Annotated in this window: 14 protein-coding genes and 2 pseudogenes; 13 read left to right on the top strand and 3 right to left on the bottom strand. The window is 70.9% G+C overall.

The features are described 5' to 3' along the window. Positions 1-28: 28 nt before the first annotated feature. Positions 29-253 carry a hypothetical protein gene (locus tag AC5LSR_RS05935; protein WP_250287034.1) on the bottom strand — a complete coding sequence of 75 codons (225 nt, stop codon included), beginning with the start codon at positions 251-253 and terminating at the stop codon, positions 29-31. Between AC5LSR_RS05935 and AC5LSR_RS05930 the strand changes: the two genes are divergently transcribed. From AC5LSR_RS05930 to AC5LSR_RS05920, 3 genes and pseudogenes are all read left to right on the top strand, one after another. Continuing rightward, positions 198-422, top strand: a complete 225-nt coding sequence (locus AC5LSR_RS05930; protein ID WP_445548813.1) for a DUF4244 domain-containing protein — start codon at positions 198-200, stop codon at positions 420-422. The genes AC5LSR_RS05935 and AC5LSR_RS05930 overlap by 56 nt on opposite strands. Before the next feature lie 46 nt (positions 423-468). Next, a complete protein-coding gene (locus AC5LSR_RS05925) occupies positions 469-876 on the top strand; it encodes a TadE family type IV pilus minor pilin (RefSeq protein ID WP_250287032.1) in 408 nt (135 codons plus the stop codon). A 20-nt stretch (positions 877-896) separates the two neighbouring features. Continuing rightward, positions 897-1,322 (top strand): annotated as a pseudogene (locus AC5LSR_RS05920) (Rv3654c family TadE-like protein); the annotation flags it as partial. A gap of 153 nt (positions 1,323-1,475) precedes the next feature. Here the strand turns inward: AC5LSR_RS05920 and AC5LSR_RS05915 are convergent. Continuing rightward, on the bottom strand, positions 1,476-4,076 hold the full coding sequence (locus tag AC5LSR_RS05915; RefSeq protein ID WP_250292875.1) for a DEAD/DEAH box helicase: 2,601 nt from the start codon (positions 4,074-4,076) through the stop codon (positions 1,476-1,478). Between the two features lie 288 nt (positions 4,077-4,364). On the opposite strand from AC5LSR_RS05915, the gene AC5LSR_RS05910 reads away from it, so the two are divergent. From AC5LSR_RS05910 to AC5LSR_RS05875, 8 genes and pseudogenes are all read left to right on the top strand, one after another. Next, positions 4,365-4,706 carry an STAS domain-containing protein gene (locus AC5LSR_RS05910; protein WP_013875449.1) on the top strand — a complete coding sequence of 114 codons (342 nt, stop codon included), beginning with the start codon at positions 4,365-4,367 and terminating at the stop codon, positions 4,704-4,706. A gap of 170 nt (positions 4,707-4,876) precedes the next feature. Then, positions 4,877-5,176, top strand: a pseudogene (locus AC5LSR_RS05905) (ATP-binding protein); the annotation flags it as partial. A gap of 75 nt (positions 5,177-5,251) precedes the next feature. Further along, entirely contained in the window at positions 5,252-5,638 is a 387-nt protein-coding gene (locus AC5LSR_RS05900) for a hypothetical protein (RefSeq protein WP_493464530.1), read from the top strand. A gap of 688 nt (positions 5,639-6,326) precedes the next feature. Continuing rightward, positions 6,327-8,753, top strand: a complete 2,427-nt coding sequence (locus AC5LSR_RS05895; protein WP_493464528.1) for a sodium-translocating pyrophosphatase — start codon at positions 6,327-6,329, stop codon at positions 8,751-8,753. 536 nt (positions 8,754-9,289) lie between these two features. Continuing rightward, a complete protein-coding gene (topA, locus tag AC5LSR_RS05890) occupies positions 9,290-12,400 on the top strand; it encodes a type I DNA topoisomerase (protein ID WP_250284843.1) in 3,111 nt (1,036 codons plus the stop codon). Next, positions 12,400-14,964 carry a dTMP kinase gene (gene tmk / locus AC5LSR_RS05885; protein WP_493468233.1) on the top strand — a complete coding sequence of 855 codons (2,565 nt, stop codon included), beginning with the start codon at positions 12,400-12,402 and terminating at the stop codon, positions 14,962-14,964. The genes topA and tmk overlap by 1 nt, the downstream gene beginning before the upstream one ends. 141 nt (positions 14,965-15,105) lie before the next feature. Further along, positions 15,106-16,341 (top strand): DNA polymerase III subunit delta', encoded by a 1,236-nt coding sequence (locus AC5LSR_RS05880; RefSeq protein ID WP_250284841.1) that lies wholly within the window; start codon positions 15,106-15,108, stop codon positions 16,339-16,341. A 469-nt stretch (positions 16,342-16,810) separates the two neighbouring features. Then, on the top strand, positions 16,811-17,815 hold the full coding sequence (locus tag AC5LSR_RS05875) for a beta-ketoacyl-ACP synthase III (protein WP_250284840.1): 1,005 nt from the start codon (positions 16,811-16,813) through the stop codon (positions 17,813-17,815). Positions 17,816-17,951: 136 nt separating this feature from the next. Here the strand turns inward: AC5LSR_RS05875 and AC5LSR_RS05870 are convergent, their stop codons facing one another. Continuing rightward, positions 17,952-18,713 carry a hemerythrin domain-containing protein gene (locus tag AC5LSR_RS05870; RefSeq protein ID WP_250284839.1) on the bottom strand — a complete coding sequence of 254 codons (762 nt, stop codon included), beginning with the start codon at positions 18,711-18,713 and terminating at the stop codon, positions 17,952-17,954. Between the two features lie 558 nt (positions 18,714-19,271). Here AC5LSR_RS05870 and corA point away from each other — a divergent pair. Continuing rightward, on the top strand, positions 19,272-20,456 hold the full coding sequence (gene corA / locus AC5LSR_RS05865; RefSeq protein ID WP_250284836.1) for a magnesium/cobalt transporter CorA: 1,185 nt from the start codon (positions 19,272-19,274) through the stop codon (positions 20,454-20,456). A 433-nt stretch (positions 20,457-20,889) separates the two neighbouring features. After that, the coding region (locus tag AC5LSR_RS05860; protein ID WP_493468232.1) for a hypothetical protein at positions 20,890-21,251 on the top strand (362 nt) is incomplete at its 3' end.

Below are 21,251 nucleotides of genomic sequence, written 5' to 3'. Positions count from 1 at the left end.
CGCCGGAATCACCGTCAACACCTCATCATCAAGGAAGCAGAAGTCCCCACCCCGCCTGCGAGCAGGCATCCACCGCATGCCGGTAACCGAACTGGAGGCCGCCTGCCATGACCCCGTACCGATCATCCAGAATTCCTCCCGCTATCCCTTCTTCCGTCATCCGGTGGACGATACTGCTGATCGTCGCGTTCACACAGGTGAGGACCGATGCCTCGCGCCGGCAGCTGACCAGCGCCCAGGCGGTGTCGGCCACAGCCCGGTCCAGCAGAAGCGGCGACGCGGGAATGTCGACCGCCGAGTACGCGGTCGGCACGGTCGCCGCGGTCGGGTTCGCCGCCGTCCTGTACGCGGTGATCAACAGTTCGGCGACCAGGACGATGCTTGCCAATCTGGTCAAGCAGGCGCTGTCCGTCCCCTTCTGACAGGCGGGCCGAGCCAGTGCGTGGCCCGAGGAGCCCTGGTCACGGCATGGGCCGTGGCCAGGGACGAAGAACCTCCGATGGCGGCCAGGCAACAGCCGAACTGGCGGTTGCGATACCGTCCCTGATCCTTGTCCTGCTGATCGCGGTCTGGGTCGTCGGCGCCGTGTCGGTGCGGGCGCAGTGCGCGGAAGCGGCGCGCATCGGCGCCCGGGCCGCCGCCCGCGGGGAAACCGACGAGGTGGTCCGCGCCTGGGCCGGGCGGGCCGCGCCCCAGGGCTCCACGGTTTCCGTCAGCCGGGCCACGGATTCCGTCGTCGTCCAGGTCAGATTTCAGGCCCGGGCCACCGGGGTGCTGGAAAGGATTGCCCCGACGATCGAAATCACCATGTCATCCACCGCGCCCGCGGAGGCGGCGGAAAACGTCCCGCAGAACTTCACGACCGGCGGCAACTGAATACGGAAAGAAATCCACATATGCGCCACAGATGGCTGTACAAAATATGTCCGCACCGGGCTCGCCAGCCCGCCGGAAGCACTCTTCGGCTGGCCGGTGAGCTGGACGCGCGGGACGCCTCCGGCAGCACGGACGCGGGTTCGGCCACCATACTCACGCTTTCCACGTTCCTGGTGCTGGGGACGTTCACCGGCGTCGCTCTGGCGGTCTCGGCAACCGCTGTCTGCCGCGGGCGGGCCGCGGGCGCGGCGGATATGGCGGCGCTCGCGGCCGCGGGTGATCCCACTGGCGACCAGGCATCCATGTGCGCGCGGGCACGCGCCATCGGGCTTGCAAACCACGGCCGTCTACAGTCCTGCACGATCTCGGGGGACACCGTCGAGGTCGCGGTGGCCGTCGAGCTCCCAGGAGCACTCGCCGCCCTGGGGCCGCTCGTCGCCAGGGCCCGCGCCGGCCCGACGAACAGCGCCCTCAGCGAGGGAAGGCGCACCCTCGGCGAAGAAGGCCACAACGGAGGAAGGCACGATGTGGGAAGCGCACCGCCGGCATCGTCGACGGCCACCATCACCGCGGTGCCGGTGCGCCCACCGGCTGCCCGATCAGCTCGGATCGAGCCGGCGCAGGACGGCGTCGAGCAGCCGGCGGGCAGCCGGCTTGTCCAGGGGCTCGTTGCCGTTCCCGCACTTCGGCGACTGCACGCACGACGGGCAGCCGGCCGTACACTCGCAGGCCGCTATCACGTCCCGGGTCGCGCGCAGCCACGGCCCGCCGCGCAGAAAGCCGCGCTCGGCAAAACCCGCGCCGCCCGGATAGCCGTCATAGACGAACACCGTGGTGCGGGAGGTGTCCGGGTGCAGCGCGCTCGACACTCCCCCGATGTCCCACCGGTCGCAGGTCGCGAACAGCGGGAGGATGCCGATCGCCGCGTGCTCGGCCGCGTGGACGGCGCCGGGGACGGCGTCGTCGTCGATCTCCGCCTCGACCAGCAGCTCCTCGGTCACCGTGTACCAGACCGCCCGCGTGCGCAGATGCCGCGCGGGAAGATCCAGCGGATCATCGCCGACCACTCGCCCGCTGCCGGCCTGGCGCCGCTGGTAGGACACGACCTGGCTGCTGACCTCGACCGTTCCCAGATGGAGCTCGACATCGCCGGCGGTACGGGAGCGGATCGACTCCACCACCCGGATGTCGGTGTCCTCCCGGGCCACTGTCGTCCAGTCCGGCGTGGCTGCCTCCACGAACGCGACCGCCGCGTCCAGATCGAGCTCGATGACCAGGTAGGAGCTGCCCTGGTGCAGGTAGACGGCGCCGCGGTGCACCGTCGAGTGCGACGTGGCGGCGTCCACCGTGCCGAGCAGGCGGCCGGTGGACGCCTCGACGATCCGTACCGGCTGTCCGCTGACACCGCGGATGTCCACGTCCGGGCGGTGACGGTGTGTCCAGTACCAGCCCGCGGGCCGTCGCCTCAGCCGGCCGCGGCGTACCAGGTCGTCGACCGTGGGACGGGCCAGCGGCCCGAAAAGATCGAGATCGGCTTCGGTCAGCGGCAGTTCCGCGGCCGCGTACTCCAGATGCGGGCCGAGCACGTAGGGATTGTCGGGATCGAGCACGGTCGCCTCGACCGGCCGGCCGAACACGGCCTCGGGATGATGCACGAGATACGTGTCGAGAGGGTCGTCACGGGCGACCAGGACGGCGAGGGCGCCCGCCCCGTCCCGACCGGCCCGGCCTGCCTGCTGCCAGAGCGAGGCCAGCGTGCCCGGGTAGCCGGTGATCACGGTCGCGTCCAGCCCGGTGATGTCGACGCCCAGTTCGAGCGCGTTCGTCGCGGCGACGCCGAGCAGCCGCCCCGACCTCAGGTCCGCCTCCAACGCCCGGCGTTCTTCGGGCAGGTAGCCGGCGCGGTAGGCCGCGACCCGCTCCGCGAGGTCCGCCGACACCTCGGACAACGCCCTGCGCGCCGACTGCGCGATCACTTCCGCGGCCCTGCGCGACCGCACGAAGACGAGCGTGCGCACGCCGTCAGCTACAAGATCCGCAAGCAGGCCCGCTGCCTCGGCGGTCGCCGAACGACGGACCGCTACGCCGCCAGGGCCGTGAACCGGAGGTTCCGGTGGCTGCGCCGCGACGGCCGTGAGCGCCCCCGGCACCTGTCCAGCCGGTGTTCCCACTGGTTGGGACGATGCGGACTCCGCTGCTGCGGGAGCGACCGGCCCGCTGGAAACCGCTTCGGAGGCGGTCGGGCCGGCGGAGAGCGGCCCGGAGACGGCCGGGGCGGGACGCGACGGAGCCGGCGGAGCGGACGACGGCCGGGCCGATGGCTCGGACGAGGAGGCGAACGAGGAGGACGCCTGCCACGCGTGCGCCTGCCATGGGTACGACAGGGGTGGTTCGTACAGTGCGAAGCTCATCGCGCCTCTGGGGGAGGCGTCCTCCTCGACCGCCTGCACGTCGAGCCCGGTCAGGCGGCTGGCGGCATCCGCCGGCTCCGACACCGTCGCCGAGGCCAGGATGAACACCGGCGTCGCACCGTACCGGGCGCACACCCGCCGTAGCCTCCGCAGGACGTGCGCGACATGGGAACCGAAGACACCCCGATAACCGTGGCACTCGTCGACCACCACGTACCGAAGGCCCCGGAGGAAGGCGGCCCACCGCCGATGGGAAGGCAGGATGCCCTGGTGCAGCATGTCGGGGCTGGTCAGCACGAACGTGGCATGGGCACGGACCCAGTCGCGTTCGTACCCGGGCGTGTCACCGTCGTATGTGGCGGCGCGTACGCCGGTCAGGGTGAGCGCGCGAACCGCGCGGAGCTGGTCGTTGGCCAGCGCCTTGGTGGGGGCGAGATAGAATGCGCGAGCGGACGGCTCGGCGAGCAGGACGCTGAGCACCGGCATGAGATATCCCAGTGATTTACCCGACGCCGTACCTGTCGCGAGCACTACACTGCGGCCGGCGTGAGCATGTTCGGCGGCACGCGCCTGATGTGTCCACGGCGCGTCGATACCGGCGGCGCGCAGCCGGGAGACGAGTACGGGATCCGCCCAGGCGGGCCAGGGCGCTCTGGTGCCGGCTCTGGCCGGGACACGCTCCACATGTGTGACGCAACAGCTGCGACGGGCGTCTGCCCGCAACCGGTCGAGAACAGCCGCACCGCGATCCGGCGCACCCGGCTCCGGTGCGCTCGTCTGGACCGAGATTGTGTCCACGGTGGCCCAGCGTAGGCGAGGATGCCGGACGGATGCCCTGGTCCCGGCAGGATTCGCTCACCTGCGGCAGGCGGCCGCGAGGTTCGGCGGCCGGCGGGGCCGGCGGGGCCGGCGGGGCACGAACCGGGCGCCACCGGAGATCGCGTCTGCGAACCCCTGTGGCGCATGGGTAGCCTGCTGTGTCGCGGCGAGCCGGATTGATCCGGGCGTGGGAGGGTAGTGCCGCCGTGATGTCGGCCGTCCGGCCGGACGGCTGTGAAGCAGACGCAAGGAGGACCTGTGGACCTGTCCCTCACTACCCGCACGGAAGGGGACTTCACGATCGTCGTCGTAGGCGGCGAGATTGACGTCTACACTGCCCCGAAGCTGCGGGAACAACTGATCGATCTCGTATCGGGCGGTTCGTACCATCTCGTCGTCGACATGGAAGGGGTCGAGTTCCTCGACTCGACCGGTCTCGGGGTGCTTGTCGGCGGCCTCAAGCGGGTCCGGGCTCACGAGGGGACGCTGCGGCTCGTCTGCACCCAGGAACGGATTCTGAAAATCTTCCGGATCACCGGCCTGACGAAGGTCTTCCCGATCCACGCGTCTGTCGAGGAAGCACTTGCCGCCAAGGACTGAAGAACCAGAGGCAGCGCGATCATGATTCTTTCGCGTCCAGAGCTCCTGCCGTATCCGAGGTTCCCGCCGGAGCGGCACAGCGTGCCTGGAAGCCGATCCGGGGAATCCGCCGGGCTCAGGCCCACGGGCCGCCGGGTGGCCAGTTCCATCGAGAGACAGGTCATCGACGTATGTCCACCGTCGAGTTGCGCTTCGCGGCTCTTCCCGGACACGTCCGAACGGCCCGGATGATCGCAGCCGCGGTCAGCCGGCGTTCGGGCGTGCCGGAGGAGATCCTTGACGAGATCAAACTTGCGGTCGGCGAGGCATGTGCCCGAGCCGTCAGCGTCAACCGCCGGTTCGACCCGCAGGCTCCCGTGATCGTCCGGGTCAGTGACGGCGATGGTTCGTTCACGGTGTCGGTGGCCGACCGCGGGCCGCGGGAACGCGCTGCCTCGCCTGTGTCACCTATGGGATGCGATGCCTCGTCCTGGGGTCACGATGCCTCGCCCATGAACGGCCATGGACGGACCGACACGCCTGGATCACCCGGCAGCCGTCGTACGGTGACCGCATCCGCTTCCCCGCCCCCGCCCGCTGTCACCGGGCCGGTGGCTGCCGAGTCGATGGCTACCGAGCCGGTGGCTGCCGGCCCGCTGGCTGCCCAGCCGATGGCCGCCCGGTCAGCCGTCGCCGGGCCTGTGGTCACCCGTTCGCCTGTCACCGAGCCCACGGCTGTCAGCCCGGTCGCGTCCGCGGGCGGCATCTGGCGGCCGGACGAGGAGGAGGTGTGCTCCCCGGCGGTCCCGGGGATCGGTCTCGCCCTGATCGAGGGCCTGGTCGACGACTTCACCATTACCACGCGGACCGACCGAGCCGGCATGATCGTCACGATGCGCTGGGCAATGAAACCAGCACAGGAGAAACCGGCCACACCGGTCATGGCTCTCTGATCTCAGACGGCATGCCGCCGGCACGCCGACGCCGCCCCCGCCTCCAGCGGCCGGCGGTCTCCCGCCGGTAGCCGGCACGCCGACGCCGCTCCGGGCGCCGCGGGCTCCGTGGTGGCGGCCGTACGCCGGCCATCGCCACCAGCACATCGCAGCCCGACGCGTCGCGACACCGGACACGTCGACGCACCAGCGCCTACCCGCCAGTTCGGACCGGACGACACGGACGGAGCAGGCCGAAGGCCGGCTGTCGGAGTGAACAAGGACCCCAAACATCCACGGAATATCCCCCAAAGCACAATTTTGACCAGGTCTTGTCAACGAAAGAACGAGCGCATGTTACGGCCGTGTGGATAGACTGCCGCATCACTCGGTCGATCAGACCGCGTGCGCGATGTCTGGAGTGCTCCCCGTGGTACCGAACGGAGAATCGGGAGAACGCGGACCAACGCGTTGGTCGCCGCACGATGGCGCGACGGTGGGACGGGCGGCCGCCCGGATCCGTCCCGGCTGGCAGTCATGCCGGCGTCGCACCCGCTTCGCCGGCCCACGCCGACTCGGCGCCCTCCCACGCCGCAGCGGCAACCTCGACGACGTCGTCAGATGCGATGTCCGGCCGCGCCCGCCCGCCGGCTCCCACAACCGGCACGGGGTGGGCGCGGAGGGTGCACAGACCTGACCGGGAGGGCCCATGGTCCTGATCCAAGCCGCGGCGGGTACGAGTCCCGGCGGTGCCGCCATCGAACTTGGCGCAGGTCAGATCGGACTGGTCGCCGGGGTGGCGGCCGTGGCGGCGCTGGCGCTGGTGGTGGCCGGCTACCTGGCCCGCGAGGTGCTCGCGGCCGACCCGGGAAACCCACGAATGGTCGAGGTCGCTCGCGCCGTCCAGGAAGGAGCCGCGGCCTACCTGCGCCGGCAGTTCACCACGGTGGCCGGTTTCGTGCTCGTGATCCCGTTCGTGCTGCTGCTGCTGCCCGCGGAATCCACCGCCTCCCGGGTCGGCCGGTCGCTCTTCTTCGTCCTCGGAGCCGTCTTCTCCGCGTTGGTCGGCTTCGTCGGCATGTCGCTGGCCACCCGGGCGAACTCCCGGACCGCGGCCGCGGCCATCCGGGCCGGGGAACGCGCTGCCATGCGGATCGCCTTCCGCACCGGGGGTGTGGTCGGGATGTTCACCGTCGGCCTGGGCCTGCTCGGCGCGGCGGTCGTGGTACTCGCCTTCCGGGACACGGCCCCGCAGGTCCTGGAGGGGTTCGGGTTCGGCGCGGCGCTGCTCGCGATGTTCATGCGGGTCGGCGGCGGCATCTTCACCAAGGCGGCGGACGTCGGCGCCGACCTCGTCGGCAAGATCGAACAGGGCATCCCCGAGGACGATCCGCGCAACGCGGCCACCATCGCCGACAACGTCGGGGACAATGTCGGCGACTGCGCCGGGATGGCCGCGGACCTGTTCGAGTCCTACGCCGTGACGCTGGTGGCCGCACTGATCCTCGGCGTGAAGGCGTTCGGCGAGAACGGGCTGATCTTCCCGCTGCTGATCCCGGCTGTCGGCGTGCTCACCGCGATCGTCGGCATCCTCTCGGTCGCACCGCGCGCGGGTGACCGCAGCGGCATGGCAGCGATCAACCGGGGGTTCTTCCTGTCCGCGGTGATCTCCGCCATCGGCGTCGTCATCGTCTCGCTCGTCTACCTTCCCAGCAGCTTCTCCGGATTCCCCGGGATGGCGGACAGTAGCCAGAGCGGTGACCCACGGCTCATCGCGATCACTGCGGTCCTGATCGGCATCGTGCTGGCCGCGGCGATCCAGCTGCTCACCGGCTACTTCACCGAGACCAGCCGCAGACCGGTCCAGGACATCGTGAAAGCGTCCACCACCGGCCCCGCAACCAACATCCTCTCCGGCATCGGGGTCGGCCTGGAATCGGCTGTCTACTCGGCGCTGCTCATCAGTGCGGCCGTCTTCGGTGCGTATCTGCTCGGGTCCGGGAGCGTCACCGTCGCGCTGTTCGCCGTGGCGCTGGCCGGCACCGGTCTGCTGACGACGGTCGGCGTCATCGTCTCGATGGACACTTTCGGGCCGGTCAGCGACAACGCCCAGGGCATCGCCGAGATGTCCGGGGCCACGATGTCCGGGGCCACCGACGCCACCGGGACGACCGGCGCGGCGGGCGCGGCGGGCCCGGCAGGCGCGCCAGGCGATGCGGAAGCGACCGGCGCCAAGACCGGGGCCGCGATCCTCACCTCCCTCGACGCCGTCGGGAACACCACCAAGGCGATCACGAAGGGCATCGCGATCGCCACCGCGGTACTGGCCGCCACCGCCTTGTTCGGGTCGTTCACGGACACCGTGAACGAAGCGCTCGTCGACGCCGGCCGGACCGTGGCGTTGTCCCGCACACTCGACATCGCCTATCCCGACGCCCTGGTCGGGCTGGTCATCGGCGCCGCGGTCGTGTTCCTGTTCTCCGGGCTCGCGATCAACGCGGTTGGGCGTACCGCCGGCCGGGTCGTGCTCGAGGTGCGCAACCAGTTCCGGACGAAGCCCGGCATCATGGACGGGACGGAACGGCCCGACTACGGTGCCGTCGTCGACATCTGCACCCGTGACTCACTGCGAGAACTGATCACCCCGGGGACGCTGGCGGTGCTCGCCCCGATCGCGGTCGGTTTCGGGCTGGGCTACCCGCCGCTGGGTGCCTACCTTGCCGGGGCGATCGCCGGCGGCGTCCTCATGGCGGTCTTCCTCGCCAACTCCGGTGGCGCCTGGGACAACGCGAAGAAGCTCGTCGAGGACGGCAACTACGGCGGCAAAGGGTCGGACACGCATGCGGCGACCGTCATCGGGGACACCGTCGGTGACCCCTTCAAGGACACCGCCGGGCCGTCGATCAACCCTTTGATCAAGGTGATGAACCTGGTCAGCCTCTTGATCGCGCCTTCGGTGGTGAAGTACTCGGTCGGTGACGACGAAAACACGCCGCTACGGATAGCGATAGCACTGGTGGCCGTCGCGGCGATCGTCGCCGTGATCGTCTACTCCAGGCGGCGAGCTTCCGCGCTCACCGTCGCGCCCCCGGTAGCCGAGCAGCGCCCGGCCGGCAGGACGAAGGCCGGCGTGTGACAGCGCCGCCGATGACGGGCCATCCACCGGCGCCACCGGCCGTCGATGACGTCCGTGTCAGCCATGCCGCCATCGGAGACTCGATACCAGTGACATGTCGGTGACACGACCCCAGCGGCGCGGCGACGCCGACACGATGCCAGCTACACAGAGCAATCAACTGGAGGCGCAGAAGCTTCTCTCGGCTCCGGCCGGCCGGGTACGGGTGCACCCGCGGGCGCGGCACGGCGTACGGTCTGCTCCGGTGTCCGCGAGCGGACACCGGGTGGATCGCGGACCGGGAGCTGACACACCGGTACGCGCCGACCTACTGTCGGCAGGAGGACCGCCGCCCGAGGCGCGCCGTGACGGGTGCCCCGGGAGGGGGTTCTCGCACCGGCGGCAGGCTCATCCGCACCGTTAACCACCCGCCACGCACGCCACAGCCCACACCGGGCGCAACATATACGGGATATACGGGCTGCAAACATATACAGGCTGCAACGCACGCAGGCCGCAACGCCGAAACCGAACTGCCCCCTGCAACGAGGAGAGAAGTGCCCCCGCGCACGAAGTCGACAAACAGCGAGACGCGCCGGTCGAGCGCCGGGTCATCGTCGCCGGTCGTCGAGCCCGCGGCCGGCGACATCGCTGCCGGGCCCGATACGGACGCCATCACGGCCGGCAACACGGCCGGCATCACGGCTGGCAATGGCGCCGTGTCCCGCGAGCGCGCCGTACGTACCACGCGCGCCGCCACTCGCGGTAGCCGTGCCGGTACGTCATCGCCGGCCGCGAGCGGCACCGGCGTCCGGCTCGTGATCGTCGAGTCGCCGGCCAAGGCGAAGACCATCGCCGGGTATCTCGGCTCCGGCTGGCGGGTCGAGTCCAGCATCGGACACATCCGGGACCTGCCGCAGAGCGCCGCCGACGTCCCCGACGCCCACAAGGGCAAGCCGTGGGCCCGTCTCGGGGTGGACGTCGACAACGGCTTCAAGCCGCTCTACGTGGTCACGCCCGACAAGAAGTCCCAGGTCAGCAAGCTCAAGGCGCTGGCGAAGGAAGCCAGCGAGCTCTACCTGGCAACAGACGAGGACCGCGAGGGCGAGGCCATCGCCTGGCACCTGCTGCAGACGCTGAAGCCGACGGTGCCGGTGAAGCGGATGGTCTTCCACGAGATCACCGAGCAGGCGATCCGGCGGGCGGTGGACAACACCCGTGAGATCGACGAGCACCTTGTCGACGCGCAGGAGACCCGGCGCATCCTCGACCGGCTCTACGGCTACGAGGTCAGCCCCGTGCTGTGGAAGAAGGTCATGCCGAAGCTGTCGGCGGGCCGAGTACAGAGCGTGGCGACCCGCATCCTGGTGGAGCGCGAACGCGCCCGGATGCGTTTCTCCTCGGCCGAGTACTGGAACATCGAAGGCGTCTTCGGCCTGCTGACCCGCCGGGACGCCAGCGGTGCCGGCACCAGCGGCACCAGCGGCGACGGTGTCGCCGGCCGGGCCGACGCCACGCCGCTGCCGGCGAACCTGGTCGCGCTCGACGGCCGGCGGCTGGCCACCGGGCGCGACTTCGGCTCCTCGGGGCAGCTCACCTCCGCCGACGTCGTCCGGCTCGACGAGGAGGCCGCGCACGCCCTGGCCGGCCGGCTCGCCGACACCGCGTTCGCGGTGCGCTCGGTGGAGACCAAGCCGTACCGCCGCTCCCCCTACGCGCCGTTCATGACCTCCACCCTGCAGCAGGAGGCCAGCCGCAAGCTGCACTTCTCCAGCCAGCGGACGATGCAGGTGGCGCAGAAGCTGTACGAGAACGGCTATATCACCTATATGCGGACGGACTCGACGAACCTGTCCGAGACCGCGCTCGCCGCCGCCCGTGAGCAGGCCCGCGCCCTCTACGGGGCCGAGTACGTCCCCGACCGCCCCCGCGTCTACACGAAGAAGGTCAAGAACGCCCAGGAGGCGCACGAGGCGATCCGCCCGGCCGGGGAGCAGTTCCGCACCCCGGGCGAGGTACGCGAGGCGTTGTCCGACGCCGACGGCTACCGCCTGTACGAGCTGATCTGGCGGCGCACGGTCGCCAGCCAGATGGCCGACGCCCGCGGCACGTCCGCGACCATCCGGATCGGCGGTGTCTCCAGCGCCGGGGAGGACACCGAGTTCTCGGCCTCGGGGAAGGTGATCACCTTCCCCGGCTTCCTGCGCGCCTACGTCGAGGGCGCGGACGACCCCGACGCCGAGCTGGACGACCGGGAGCGGCGGCTGCCGGACGTCCGCGAGGGCGACACCCTGACCACCCGGGAGCTCAACCCGCGCGGGCACACCACCAGCCCGCCGCCGCGCTTCACCGAGGCGAGCCTGGTCAAGACGCTGGAGGAGCTCGGCATCGGCCGCCCGTCCACGTATGCGTCGATCATCGGGACGATCCAGGCCCGCGGGTACGTGTGGAAGAAGGGCAGCGCGCTGATCCCCAGCTTCGTCGCGTTCGCCGTGGTCGGCCTCCTCGAGGAGCACTTCGGGCGGCTGGTCGACTACCGGTTCACCGCGTCGATGGAGGACGACCTGGACGACATCGCCGCGGGCACGGCGGCGTCGATCGACTGGCTCACCCGGTTCTACTTCGGCTCGGACGCCGGCCAGGAGGGCGGGGTCGCCCGCGCCGGCGGGCTCAAGCACCTGGTCAACGAGCGGCTCGGCGAGATCGACGCCCGCGAGGTCAACTCGATCCCGCTGGGGGTGGCGCCGGACGACCAGCCCGTGGTGATCCGGGTCGGCCGCTATGGCCCGTACGTCCAGCACGGTGACGAGCGGGCGAGCGTCCCGGAGGACCTGCCGCCCGACGAGCTCACCGTGGACAGGGCGCTGGCGCTGGTCGGCGCGCCCAGCGAGGAACGGTCGCTGGGCACCGACCCGGACAGCGGCGCGACGGTCACCCTCAAGGTGGGGCGTTTCGGCCCGTACGTGTCGACCGACGACGATCCGCCGCGCCGGGCGAGCCTGCTGGGCACGATGACACCGGAGGCCCTCACCCTCGCCGACGCCCTGAAACTGCTCACCCTTCCCCGGTCGCTGGGAGCCGCCGAGGATGGGGAGGAGGTGACGGCCCAGAACGGCCGGTACGGGCCCTACGTCAAGAAGGGCTCGGAAAGCCGCTCGCTGGAGTCGGAGGAGCGGCTGTTCACGGTGACGCTGGACGAGGCGCTGGCGCTGATCGCGCAGCCCAAGACGCGGGGCCGCCGGCGGGCCGCTGAGACCCCGCCGCTGCGTGAGCTCGGCCCTGATCCCGCCACGGGCGCCCCCATGGTGCTGCGGGAGGGCCGCTTCGGGCCCTACGTCACCGACGGCACGACCAACGCGAGCCTGCGCAAGGGCGACGACGTCGCGTCCCTCACCGCGGAACGGGCGGCCGAGATGCTCGCGGAGAAGCGGGCCCGCGGCCCGGCCACGCCCAGGCGGCGGGCGGCGCAGCCGGCCAAGCAGGCCACGGCCGCCAAGACCACCAAGACCACCAGGCAGTCCACGGCCAAGAAGACGACGGCCAGAAAGACGGCCGCGCAGCCGGCCACGGGGACAGGGACGGCCACGGGGACAGGGACGGCCACGGGGACGGGGACGGACGGCGGCACGCCGGGCACCTCGTCGCCACGCCCACGACGGACGGGCTGATGGGCCTTCCGCCGGATGGCGCCCACGACCCGCCGCGGCCACCGGCCTCGACGGCGTCGGCGGGCGGGCGGGCGTGGTCCAGCCGGCCCCCCAGCCGACCACCGGTCGCGACGGTCCCGTCACCACCGGCCGGCTCCGCCGACCCCCACCGCGGTACCCAGGGAGACATCCGCGCGGTCCTGCGGATACCGCAGTTCCGGCGGCTGTGGCTGGCGCTGACGCTGTCCAGCCTCGGCGACTGGATGGGCCTGCTCGCCACGACCGCGCTGGCCAGCTCCCTGCAGGCCGGCTTCTCGGGGAAGGCGTACGCGATCGGCTCCGTCCTGATCGTCCGGCTGCTGCCGGCGCTGGTCTTCGGGCCGCTCGCCGGGGTCGTCGCCGACCGGCTCGACCGCAGGCTGACGATGGTCGTCGCGGACGTCCTGCGGTTCGGGCTGTTCGTCTCCATCCCCCTGGCCGGGACGCTGGCGTGGCTGCTGATCGCGTCCCTGCTGATCGAGTGCGTCAGCCTGTTCTGGAACCCGGCCAAGGACGCCAGCGTGCCAAACCTGGTGCCCGTGCAGCGGCTCGCCACGGCGAACACCCTGAGCCTGATCACCACGTACGGTTCGGCGCCGCTGGCCGCCGCGGTCTTCTCGCTGCTGGCCACCCTGTCGCGCACGCTCAGCTCCAGCGTGTCGTTCTTCAGGACCTCCCCGCTCGATCTCGCGCTGTACTTCAACGCCGGGACGTTCCTGGTGTCAGCAGCTGTGATCTTCGGGCTGCGCGGCATCGGCCGGGCCGACCGCCTCGACGCCGGGGCGAACCCGGGCCTGTGGTCGTCGATCACCGAGGGCCTGCGGTTCGTCAGCCGGGACAGGATGGTCCGCGGCCTGGTCGTCGGGATTCTCGGCGGTTTCGCCGGCGCGGGGTGCGTGGTGGCGCTCGGCCGGCTCTACGTCCAGCTTCTCGGCGGCGGGGACTCCGCCTACGGTGTCCTGTTCGGCGCGGTGTTCGTCGGGCTCGCCGCCGGCATGGCGCTCGGGCCGCGGCTGCTCGGCGACTACAGCCGCTCCCGCCTGTTCGGCCTGAGCGTCACCGCCGCCGGCGTGACCATGCTGCTGGTCTCCATCGTCCCCAACCTCGTGCTGGCCTGCATCCTGGTCGTGCTCGTGGGCGCGTTCGCCGGGATCGCCTGGGTCACCGGTTACACGCTGCTGCAGGCAGGGGTGAGCGACGAGCTGCGCGGACGGACCTTCGCGCTGGTCCAGTCCCTGGTCCGCATCGACCTGCTCCTGGTGCTGGCCGTGGCGCCCGGGCTGGTCGGGCTCATCGGCTCGCATCACCTCGATCTGTGGGGCCACCTGCGCGTACGCACCGACGGCGTCACGATCGTCCTGCTCGGCGGCGGTCTGCTCGCGGTGGCCGTCGGCCTGTTCGCCTACCGGCAGATGGACGAGCGCAAGGGTGTCGCGGTCCTGCCGGAGCTGTGGAACGCCCTGCTGGGGCGGCGCGCCACGCCGGAGCGGCCCCGCCACGCCGGCCTGTTCATCGCCGTCGAGGGCGGTGAGGGCTCCGGCAAGTCCACCCAGGTGGAGCGGCTGCGATCGTGGCTGGCGTCGTCCGGCCGCGAGGTCGTCGTCACCCGGGAGCCCGGCGGGACGGCGCTGGGTGTGAAGCTGCGGGAGCTGCTGCTGGACCCGGCCGCGCGGCTGCACCCCCGCACCGAGGCGCTGCTGTACGCCGCGGACCGCGCCGAGCACGTCTCCCGGGTGATCGAGCCCGCGCTGGCCCGCGGCGCGGTCGTCGTCACCGACCGGTTCATCGACTCCTCCATCGCCTACCAGGGCGCCGGGCGCCAGCTCGGCGCGGACGACATCGCCATGCTGTCGCGGTGGGCCACCCGGTCGCTGCTCCCGGACGTCACGATCCTGCTCGACGTCCCCGCGGGCACCGGGCTCACCCGGGTCCGGGCCCGGGCCGCTGGGAGCGGCGGAAACGGCTCGGCGGCCGGTGTCGACCGGATCGAGGCCGAGAAGCTGTCGTTCCACGAACGCGTCCGGGACGGCTTCCGCCAGCTCGCCGAGCACGCGCCGGACCGGTACGCCGTCCTCGACGCGGACCACCCGCCGGACACCGTGCACAACCAGATCCGTAACGTCGTCACCGGATATCTGCGCCGGGGCGAGGACAGCACCCCGGGCCTCCCCCGTCCACAGGCCGCGTCCGGCACCGCGTCCGGCACCGCGTCCGAGGAACCGCCCACCGCGGCACCCGTGCGTCCCACGCCACCTGGCCGTCCCACGCCCACGCGCGCGTCCCCGGACAGCGCCGCGGTCTCGCCGGCACCGGGCCCGGCCAGCTCAGCCAGCCCGGCCGGGCCCGCCGACCCGGCTGATTCCGCCGATTCCGCCGATCACGCCGATCCGGGCGATCCGGCAGGGGAGACGGAGAAGAGCGACGCACCAGCGCCTGGAGCCGGGACCGAGACCACCGACGCGGCGGACGATCCCGTGACGGACGATCCCGCGGCGGCCTGGGCAGCGGACAGCCTGCCCACGGCCTCCGGACAATCGTCAAGGTGATCCAGCACCACTACGCGCACTCTTCGCCACCGCTCCGTCGCCGCTTCCCGTCCCTCGCCGCTTCCCGGCTGCCCTGCCGCTGCCGCGCCCCGGTGTCGACCCAGCGTTGGTGGTGTGGCGGGCCGAGCGGACAATGGCGCGGTGAGCGTGTGGGACGTCCTGGTCGGCCAGGTGCCGGTCATCGAGACCCTCTCCGCGGCGGCCGGAGCGCCCGGAGCGGCCGATACCGGTGGGCTGGCCGCGGCCCGCACCGCCATGACCCACTCGTGGCTGTTCACCGGCCCCACCGGCGCCGGCCGTACAACGGCGGCGCGGGCGTTCGCCGCCGCGCTGAACTGCGAGAGCAGCCACCCCGGATGCGGTGAGTGCGCGGGATGCCACACGGTGCTGACCGACACCGCCGCCGACCTGCGCACGGTCCGCCCGGAGGGCCTGTCCCTCGGCGTGAAGGACGTCCGGGAGCTGGTGCGGGACGCGGCCAGCGCGCCGACCTCGGGCCGCTGGCGGATCCTGCTGCTGGAAGACGCCGACCGGCTCACCGACCAGGCGGCGAACGCCCTGCTCAAAGCCTTGGAGGAGCCCGCGCAGCGGTCGGTGTTCCTGTTGTGCGCGCCATCGGTGGACGACGTGCTGCCGACCATCCGGTCCCGCTGCCGGGTGGTCGCGCTGCGGCTGCCCCGGCCGTCGGACGTCGCCGTCGCGCTGGCCCTCGAGGGTGTCGAGGACGCGTCCGCGCGGCTCGCCGCCGCGGCGAGCCAGGGGGATCTCGACCGGGCCCGCCTGCTCGCGACCGACGAGGCGGCTCGGGCCCGGCGGGCCGAGGTGCTGCGCATCCCTGCCCGCCTGCGCCGGACGGGTGACTGCCTCGGCGCCGCGGCGGACCTGGTGAACGCGGCGAACGCGGACGCCGACGCGGCGAACAGCATCCGCGACGAGGCCGAGGCCGAGGCGCTGAAGACCGCGCTCGGTGTCGGCGCGACATCCGCCGGCAGCACCGCGAAGCGTTCCAGGGCGGTCAGGCCGGGCGCGAAAGGCCGGGCGATGACGGTCCGGGGAGCCGCCGGCGCGCTCAAGGAGCTGGAGAAGACGCAGAAAAGCCGCGGCCGGCGGACGGTGCTGGACTCCCTCGACCGGGCGCTGGTCGACCTCGCCGGCTGGTATCGGGACGTGCTCGTCCTACAGCTCGGCGCGCCGGTGGACGCCATTCATCCCGATCATCATGAGCTGGCCGCGCGGCTGGCCCGGGGCTCTACCCCCGAGCAGACGCTGCGCCGGCTGGAAGCCGTCCTGGGATGCCGCCGCCGGCTGGCCGACAACCCCGGGCTGGTGCCGCTGCTGACGGTCGAGGCTCTCACCCTCGCGCTGCGCGCCGGCTGAGCCGACAGCACATGATCACCAAGTGTGGCGATCATGTGTTTTCCGGCCGGATAGGCCCCGTCCGCGGCTCGCGACCCGATTTGTGATTCCCCCCTCACTCTACGGATGATCCGATGTATCAATGATCCGATACATCGTTTCACCTCGCGGTCGCATCCGATCCTCGCCAACAGGCCGGTACGATACGATGCCCGAAACGACACCACAGATGCATTGGAACAGAGAGTAGCGGCAAAGAAACTGGATGACAGAGCGATGGCCGGCGGAGTTCGACACATAGTTGTCACGTGTTCGTCAAAAAATGATCGTTGCCGCCACATCAGACGGCCCGGCCGGCCGTGACGATGCCGCCGGACCAGCCGGATTACCGGCCCGGCGGCTCCCGAGGGCCAGCCCCACGGAAAGCATCCCACCAAGAACGGCGATCGTCTGAGCAGTCATCTCCCACGGGGGAACGGGAAGAGCGGCGATGAGCGGAATCATTCGGAAACGAACCGGGCCGGCCGGGAGCCGTATTCTCGGCGTCGGTGCCTATCGCCCGATGACAGTGGTGTCGAACGCCGACATCTGCCAACGGCTGGACTCCACACCCGAGTGGATCGAATCCCGCTCCGGTATTCGCAGCCGCCGGTTCGCGACCGCCGAGGAATCCCTCGGGGCGATGGCCGCGACAGCCGCCGGCAAGGCGCTGGCCAGCGCCGGTGTCGAGATCGCCGATGTCGGATGCATCCTGGTCGCGACAATGTCCCATGTCACCCAGTCGCCATCGGTAGCCACGGACGTGGCCGCCAGGATCGGCGCCGAGAAGGCCACGGCATTCGACATATCGGCGGCCTGTGCCGGTTTCTGTCATGGGCTCGCGATCGCCAGCGACATGGTGCTCGCCGGCAGCGCCCGGCATGTGCTGGTAATAGGCGCCGAGCGCATGTCGGACATCGTCGATCCGCATGACCGGGGCACCGCTTTCCTGTTCGGGGACGGTGCCGGAGCGATTGTCGTCGGGCCGTCCGAGACGCCGGGCATCGGGCCGGTGGTGTGGGGGTCGGATCCCTCCGCCCGGGACGTCATCGCGCACGACCGCTCCTATCTGGACTGGCGTGACAACCCCGAACTGCCCTGGCCGACGATGCGGATGGCGGGCCAGCGGGTCTTCCGCTGGGCGTCCTGGCAGATGGCGCCCGTCGCGCGGGCGGCGCTCGACGAGGCCGGCGTCACGGCGGACGATCTCGCCGCGTTCATTCCGCACCAGGCCAACATCCGCATCATCAACGTGTTGTGCAGAGTGCTCGCCCTGCCCGGGACGGTGACCGTCGCCCGGGACATCGAAGTACACGGGAACACCTCCGGGGCATCTGTTCCGCTCGCGATGGACGAAATTCTCGCCAGCGGCCAGGTACCGTCCGGTGGCCTCGCGCTGCTCATAGGTTTCGGCGCGGGCCTGGTCTACGCCGCCCAGGTCGTCCAGCTCCCCTGAGCACCTTTCCGGGCACACCGCCCGCCACACCAGTCAGAGGTACGATCCGAAATGAGCGCCGGAAGAGCACCCGACAACATCTGCCGCGGGCCCTTCCGGTATATCGGCTCGTGAACCCTCCGGCGTGCGGCAAGAACTATCGCCCGCCTTTCGGTCGGGCCACATCCCGCTGGCCGTTCCCCCGCCCGCCGCTCGCCGCGTGCCCGGGCTGGGGCGCGGGAGCGGGGCGGCCGAGCAGATACCAGCCCCACAGCCCCACGGGTACCGGCGCTCGCGGCGGGGTCTCCGCGGCGACGCGCGCGTCCATGGCGTCCAGGACATGATCCCAGCTTCCCGCGGCCCGCAGCATCAGGCCGCCGATGCCGGTCGTCCGGGGAAGATGCGGATGCGAGCGGGTGGGCGCCCGCCGCACCGACCGTTCGAACATGGCCACCGCCCGGCGCCGCTCCTGCTCGGACAGCGCCTCGTCCAGCTCGGCGAGCATGGGCTCCTCGAGAGCCACATGCCGTTCCGCGAGCTCGGCGAGACGTTCGCACAACGTCCGCATCGACTCGTTCGGCCGGTGCACGTCACCCTGAATATGCTGGGAAATACCACGTGTCACCGACTCGGTTTCCCGCGCAACCAGGCGCAGACCGGTGGCCCGCGCCTGGCCCTCCGGCGGAAGGTGCCGGCGTGCCGCCGGGTAGACGGCGGTCTGCACCGCGTACATGTGAGCGCTGATCGCCGCGACCGCCGTGTCGGCCGCCCGCAGCGGACGCCTGGGGTCCCCCGGGGCCGCCACGGCGGAGAACGTCAGAGCGACAAGGTCATCGACATGCCCATGGGCGGCCCTGACCAGGCGGAGCAGGGATGCCGTCGGCTGGGCCCGCTCGTCGAGCCCGGCTTCTTTCCCCATTTTCCCCGTCCGGGCTCCCGCCGGGTCCCCCGTCCGGGCTCCTCCCGAACCTGTCGCGGTCGTCATCGCCGCCCCCTAACACCCCGGAAACCAGGCCTTCCCGGCGTCGCCGATCCGGGAGGAACCCGGACGCGAAAAGATGATCGCGCCGCTGTCGGCCCCCGGGTCGGCCGAACCGCCCGCCGACCTCGTGCCTGCCGGCTCATGAGCCGGAAACACCAGAATCGGCGCATCATGTCCACTGGTCAAGCCGTGTTCACGAGGATGGCCCATACCCGGCCGGACACATCGGATACACCGGTGGTGGACGTAGCAGGGTGGGTGGCGCGGACTTGTGACAATGATCCGGACAGGCAGCGGGTACCCCCGGTAGCGTCCACGGGGCCGCTGGGCTTCGGCCGCCCGGACGGCACAACGTCCAGCAGGAAGAAATCAAATGACCATGTCTGGTGACAGAAACCTCCGCGCCGGCACCACCACCGGCATCCCCGGCCGCGCGGCCCGCGACAGCGTCCGGACCCCGGTATGACCGGCACCGGAGGACAGGAGGAGCCGAATGTGACCGACCGGAAATTCGGTGACGATTCCGACGACCGTCATGCCGGGCATCACCTTCTCCCCCACGGCCCCGCCGACCGCGGGACCACGACCGCCTGGCTGGCGGAAGCCGTGACCAGGCGGGTCTCCCTGGTTCGGCTGTACCCGAAAGGACGCCGGCGGCATCAGGAAGCTTTCCCGGCTCCCTCGGGACGGGTGGTCGCCTGCCAGGTCTACCGGGACGGCTATCGTGACCCGCGCCCCGTCGACCATGTCGACGCGCTACGGGCGGCCCGCGAACAGCGCAACAGCTTCGTCTGGCTCGGCCTCTACCAGCCGACCGCGGCCGAGCTGACCGCCATCGCCGACGTGTACGGGCTGCATCCGCTCGCGGTCGAGGATGCCGTCAACGCGCACCAGCGCCCGAAGATGGAACAGTACGCGGAGACGCTTTTCGTCGTCCTCAAGACCGTCTGCTATGTGGATCACGAGGAGCTGACGGCGACATCGGAGATCGTGCACACCGGGGAGGTCATGGTCTTCCTCGGCCGTGACTTCGTCGTCACCGTACGGCACGGCGAACACGGCGGGCTCCAGAGCCTGCGCAGCAGGCTGGAGACGCAGCCGCAGGTGCTCCGGCACGGGCCGTCGGCCGTCCTGCACGCCATCTGCGACCAGATCGTCGACGACTACCTGGCCGTCACCGAAAAAATAGAGGTCGACATCGACGCCATCGAGGCGTCGGTCTTCCAGCGGTCGCTGCGGCCCGACACCGGCAAGGTCTACCAGCTCAAACGGGAAGTGCTCGAGTTCAAGCACGCCGTGACGCCGCTGTACGCACCGCTGCGCATGCTGGCCGAGCCCGGCGTCACCGGGATCGACCCGCGAATCCGGGCGTACTTCCGGGATGTCGCCGACCATCTTGAGGAGGTCACCGCACGAATCGCCCGGTTCGACGAACTGCTCTCCTCGATACTTCAGGCGACCCTGACCCAGGTCACCATCGCACAGAACGAGGACATGCGCCGTATCAGCGCCTGGGTCGCCATCGCCGCGGTGCCCACCGCGATAGCCGGTATCTACGGCATGAACTTCGAGCACATGCCCGAACTGCGCCAGGTCTGGGGATACCCGGCGGTCCTCTGCCTGATGGTGACGGTCTGTTTTTTTCTGTACCGGGCGTTCAAACGGAACGGCTGGCTCTGAACCGAGCCTGCCGAACCCCGGCCGCGCGGATCAGAACGGCCCCGCCACTCGCCGGCCCCGGCGACGAATCACCACCCGTACGGATCGACGGTCATACTGGGCCGGCCATAGCAGGCCAGTCATAGCAGGCCAGTCATAGCAGGCCAGTCATAGCAGGCCGGTCGCGCCAGGATGACCATACGGCCAATTGTACGATTTGATCGTATTGTACCGATTGTCCCATGGCATGACCTCCCCAACGGGATTCACGAGGACCACGCTGTCAGCTACCGTAATGGATCGTGTCGGGCTTTCACAGGAGGCCGTTCCCTACGCGGTTCTCCCGATCCTCGCTCGGCGGCAGCCGTCGGCTCCTCATCCCTGGCCATACCTCTGGCGCCGGCAGCCAGCGCGCCGCCGTCCCTCATATCCACGACGAGGACGGCGCGGCCTGATGACCCCATCGCTGAACACCGTCCGCAATGATCTCGTCGCGGAACTTGCAACGAGGCTGGAACAGCTGGACCATCTGCTCGGACGCCTGGAGGACGCCGAACAGCAGGCCGCGAGCGCCAGCGAGGACCTGATGCGTGCCCGGCGCTGGCAGGAGGAGACCCTGCGCGTGCTCCAGGACGAGCGCGCCCAGATGCGTACGCACCAGCGCGCCCTGGACAGCCTCGCCGACCGGACACAGACCGCCCTGATCGCTCTGGCCGCCAACCATCGGTCGCTGCCGCCGGAGGTCCACGAACTCGCGATCGAACTCCGGGTCCTGCAGACCTCCGGCCTGCTCTCCCGCCGGCCACCCCCCCGCAC

The sequence above is a fragment of the Protofrankia sp. CiP1_Cm_nod4 genome (genome assembly GCF_982290645.1).
The sequence above is the reverse complement of the archived record's forward strand: the minus strand, read 5'-3'. Positions and strand labels throughout refer to the sequence as shown.

Bases quoted from the DNA above. Each gene is read 5' to 3' on its own strand.
- AC5LSR_RS05925 (WP_250287032.1), top strand. From the start codon at position 469: ATGGGCCGTGGCCAGGGACGAAGAACCTCCGATGGCGGCCAGGCAACA.
- AC5LSR_RS05895 (WP_493464528.1), top strand. From the start codon at position 6,327: ATGGTCCTGATCCAAGCCGCGGCGGGTACGAGTCCCGGCGGTGCCGCC.
- tmk (WP_493468233.1), top strand. From the start codon at position 12,400: ATGGGCCTTCCGCCGGATGGCGCCCACGACCCGCCGCGGCCACCGGCC.
- AC5LSR_RS05875 (WP_250284840.1), top strand. From the start codon at position 16,811: ATGAGCGGAATCATTCGGAAACGAACCGGGCCGGCCGGGAGCCGTATT.
- AC5LSR_RS05870 (WP_250284839.1), bottom strand. From the start codon at position 18,713: ATGGGGAAAGAAGCCGGGCTCGACGAGCGGGCCCAGCCGACGGCATCC.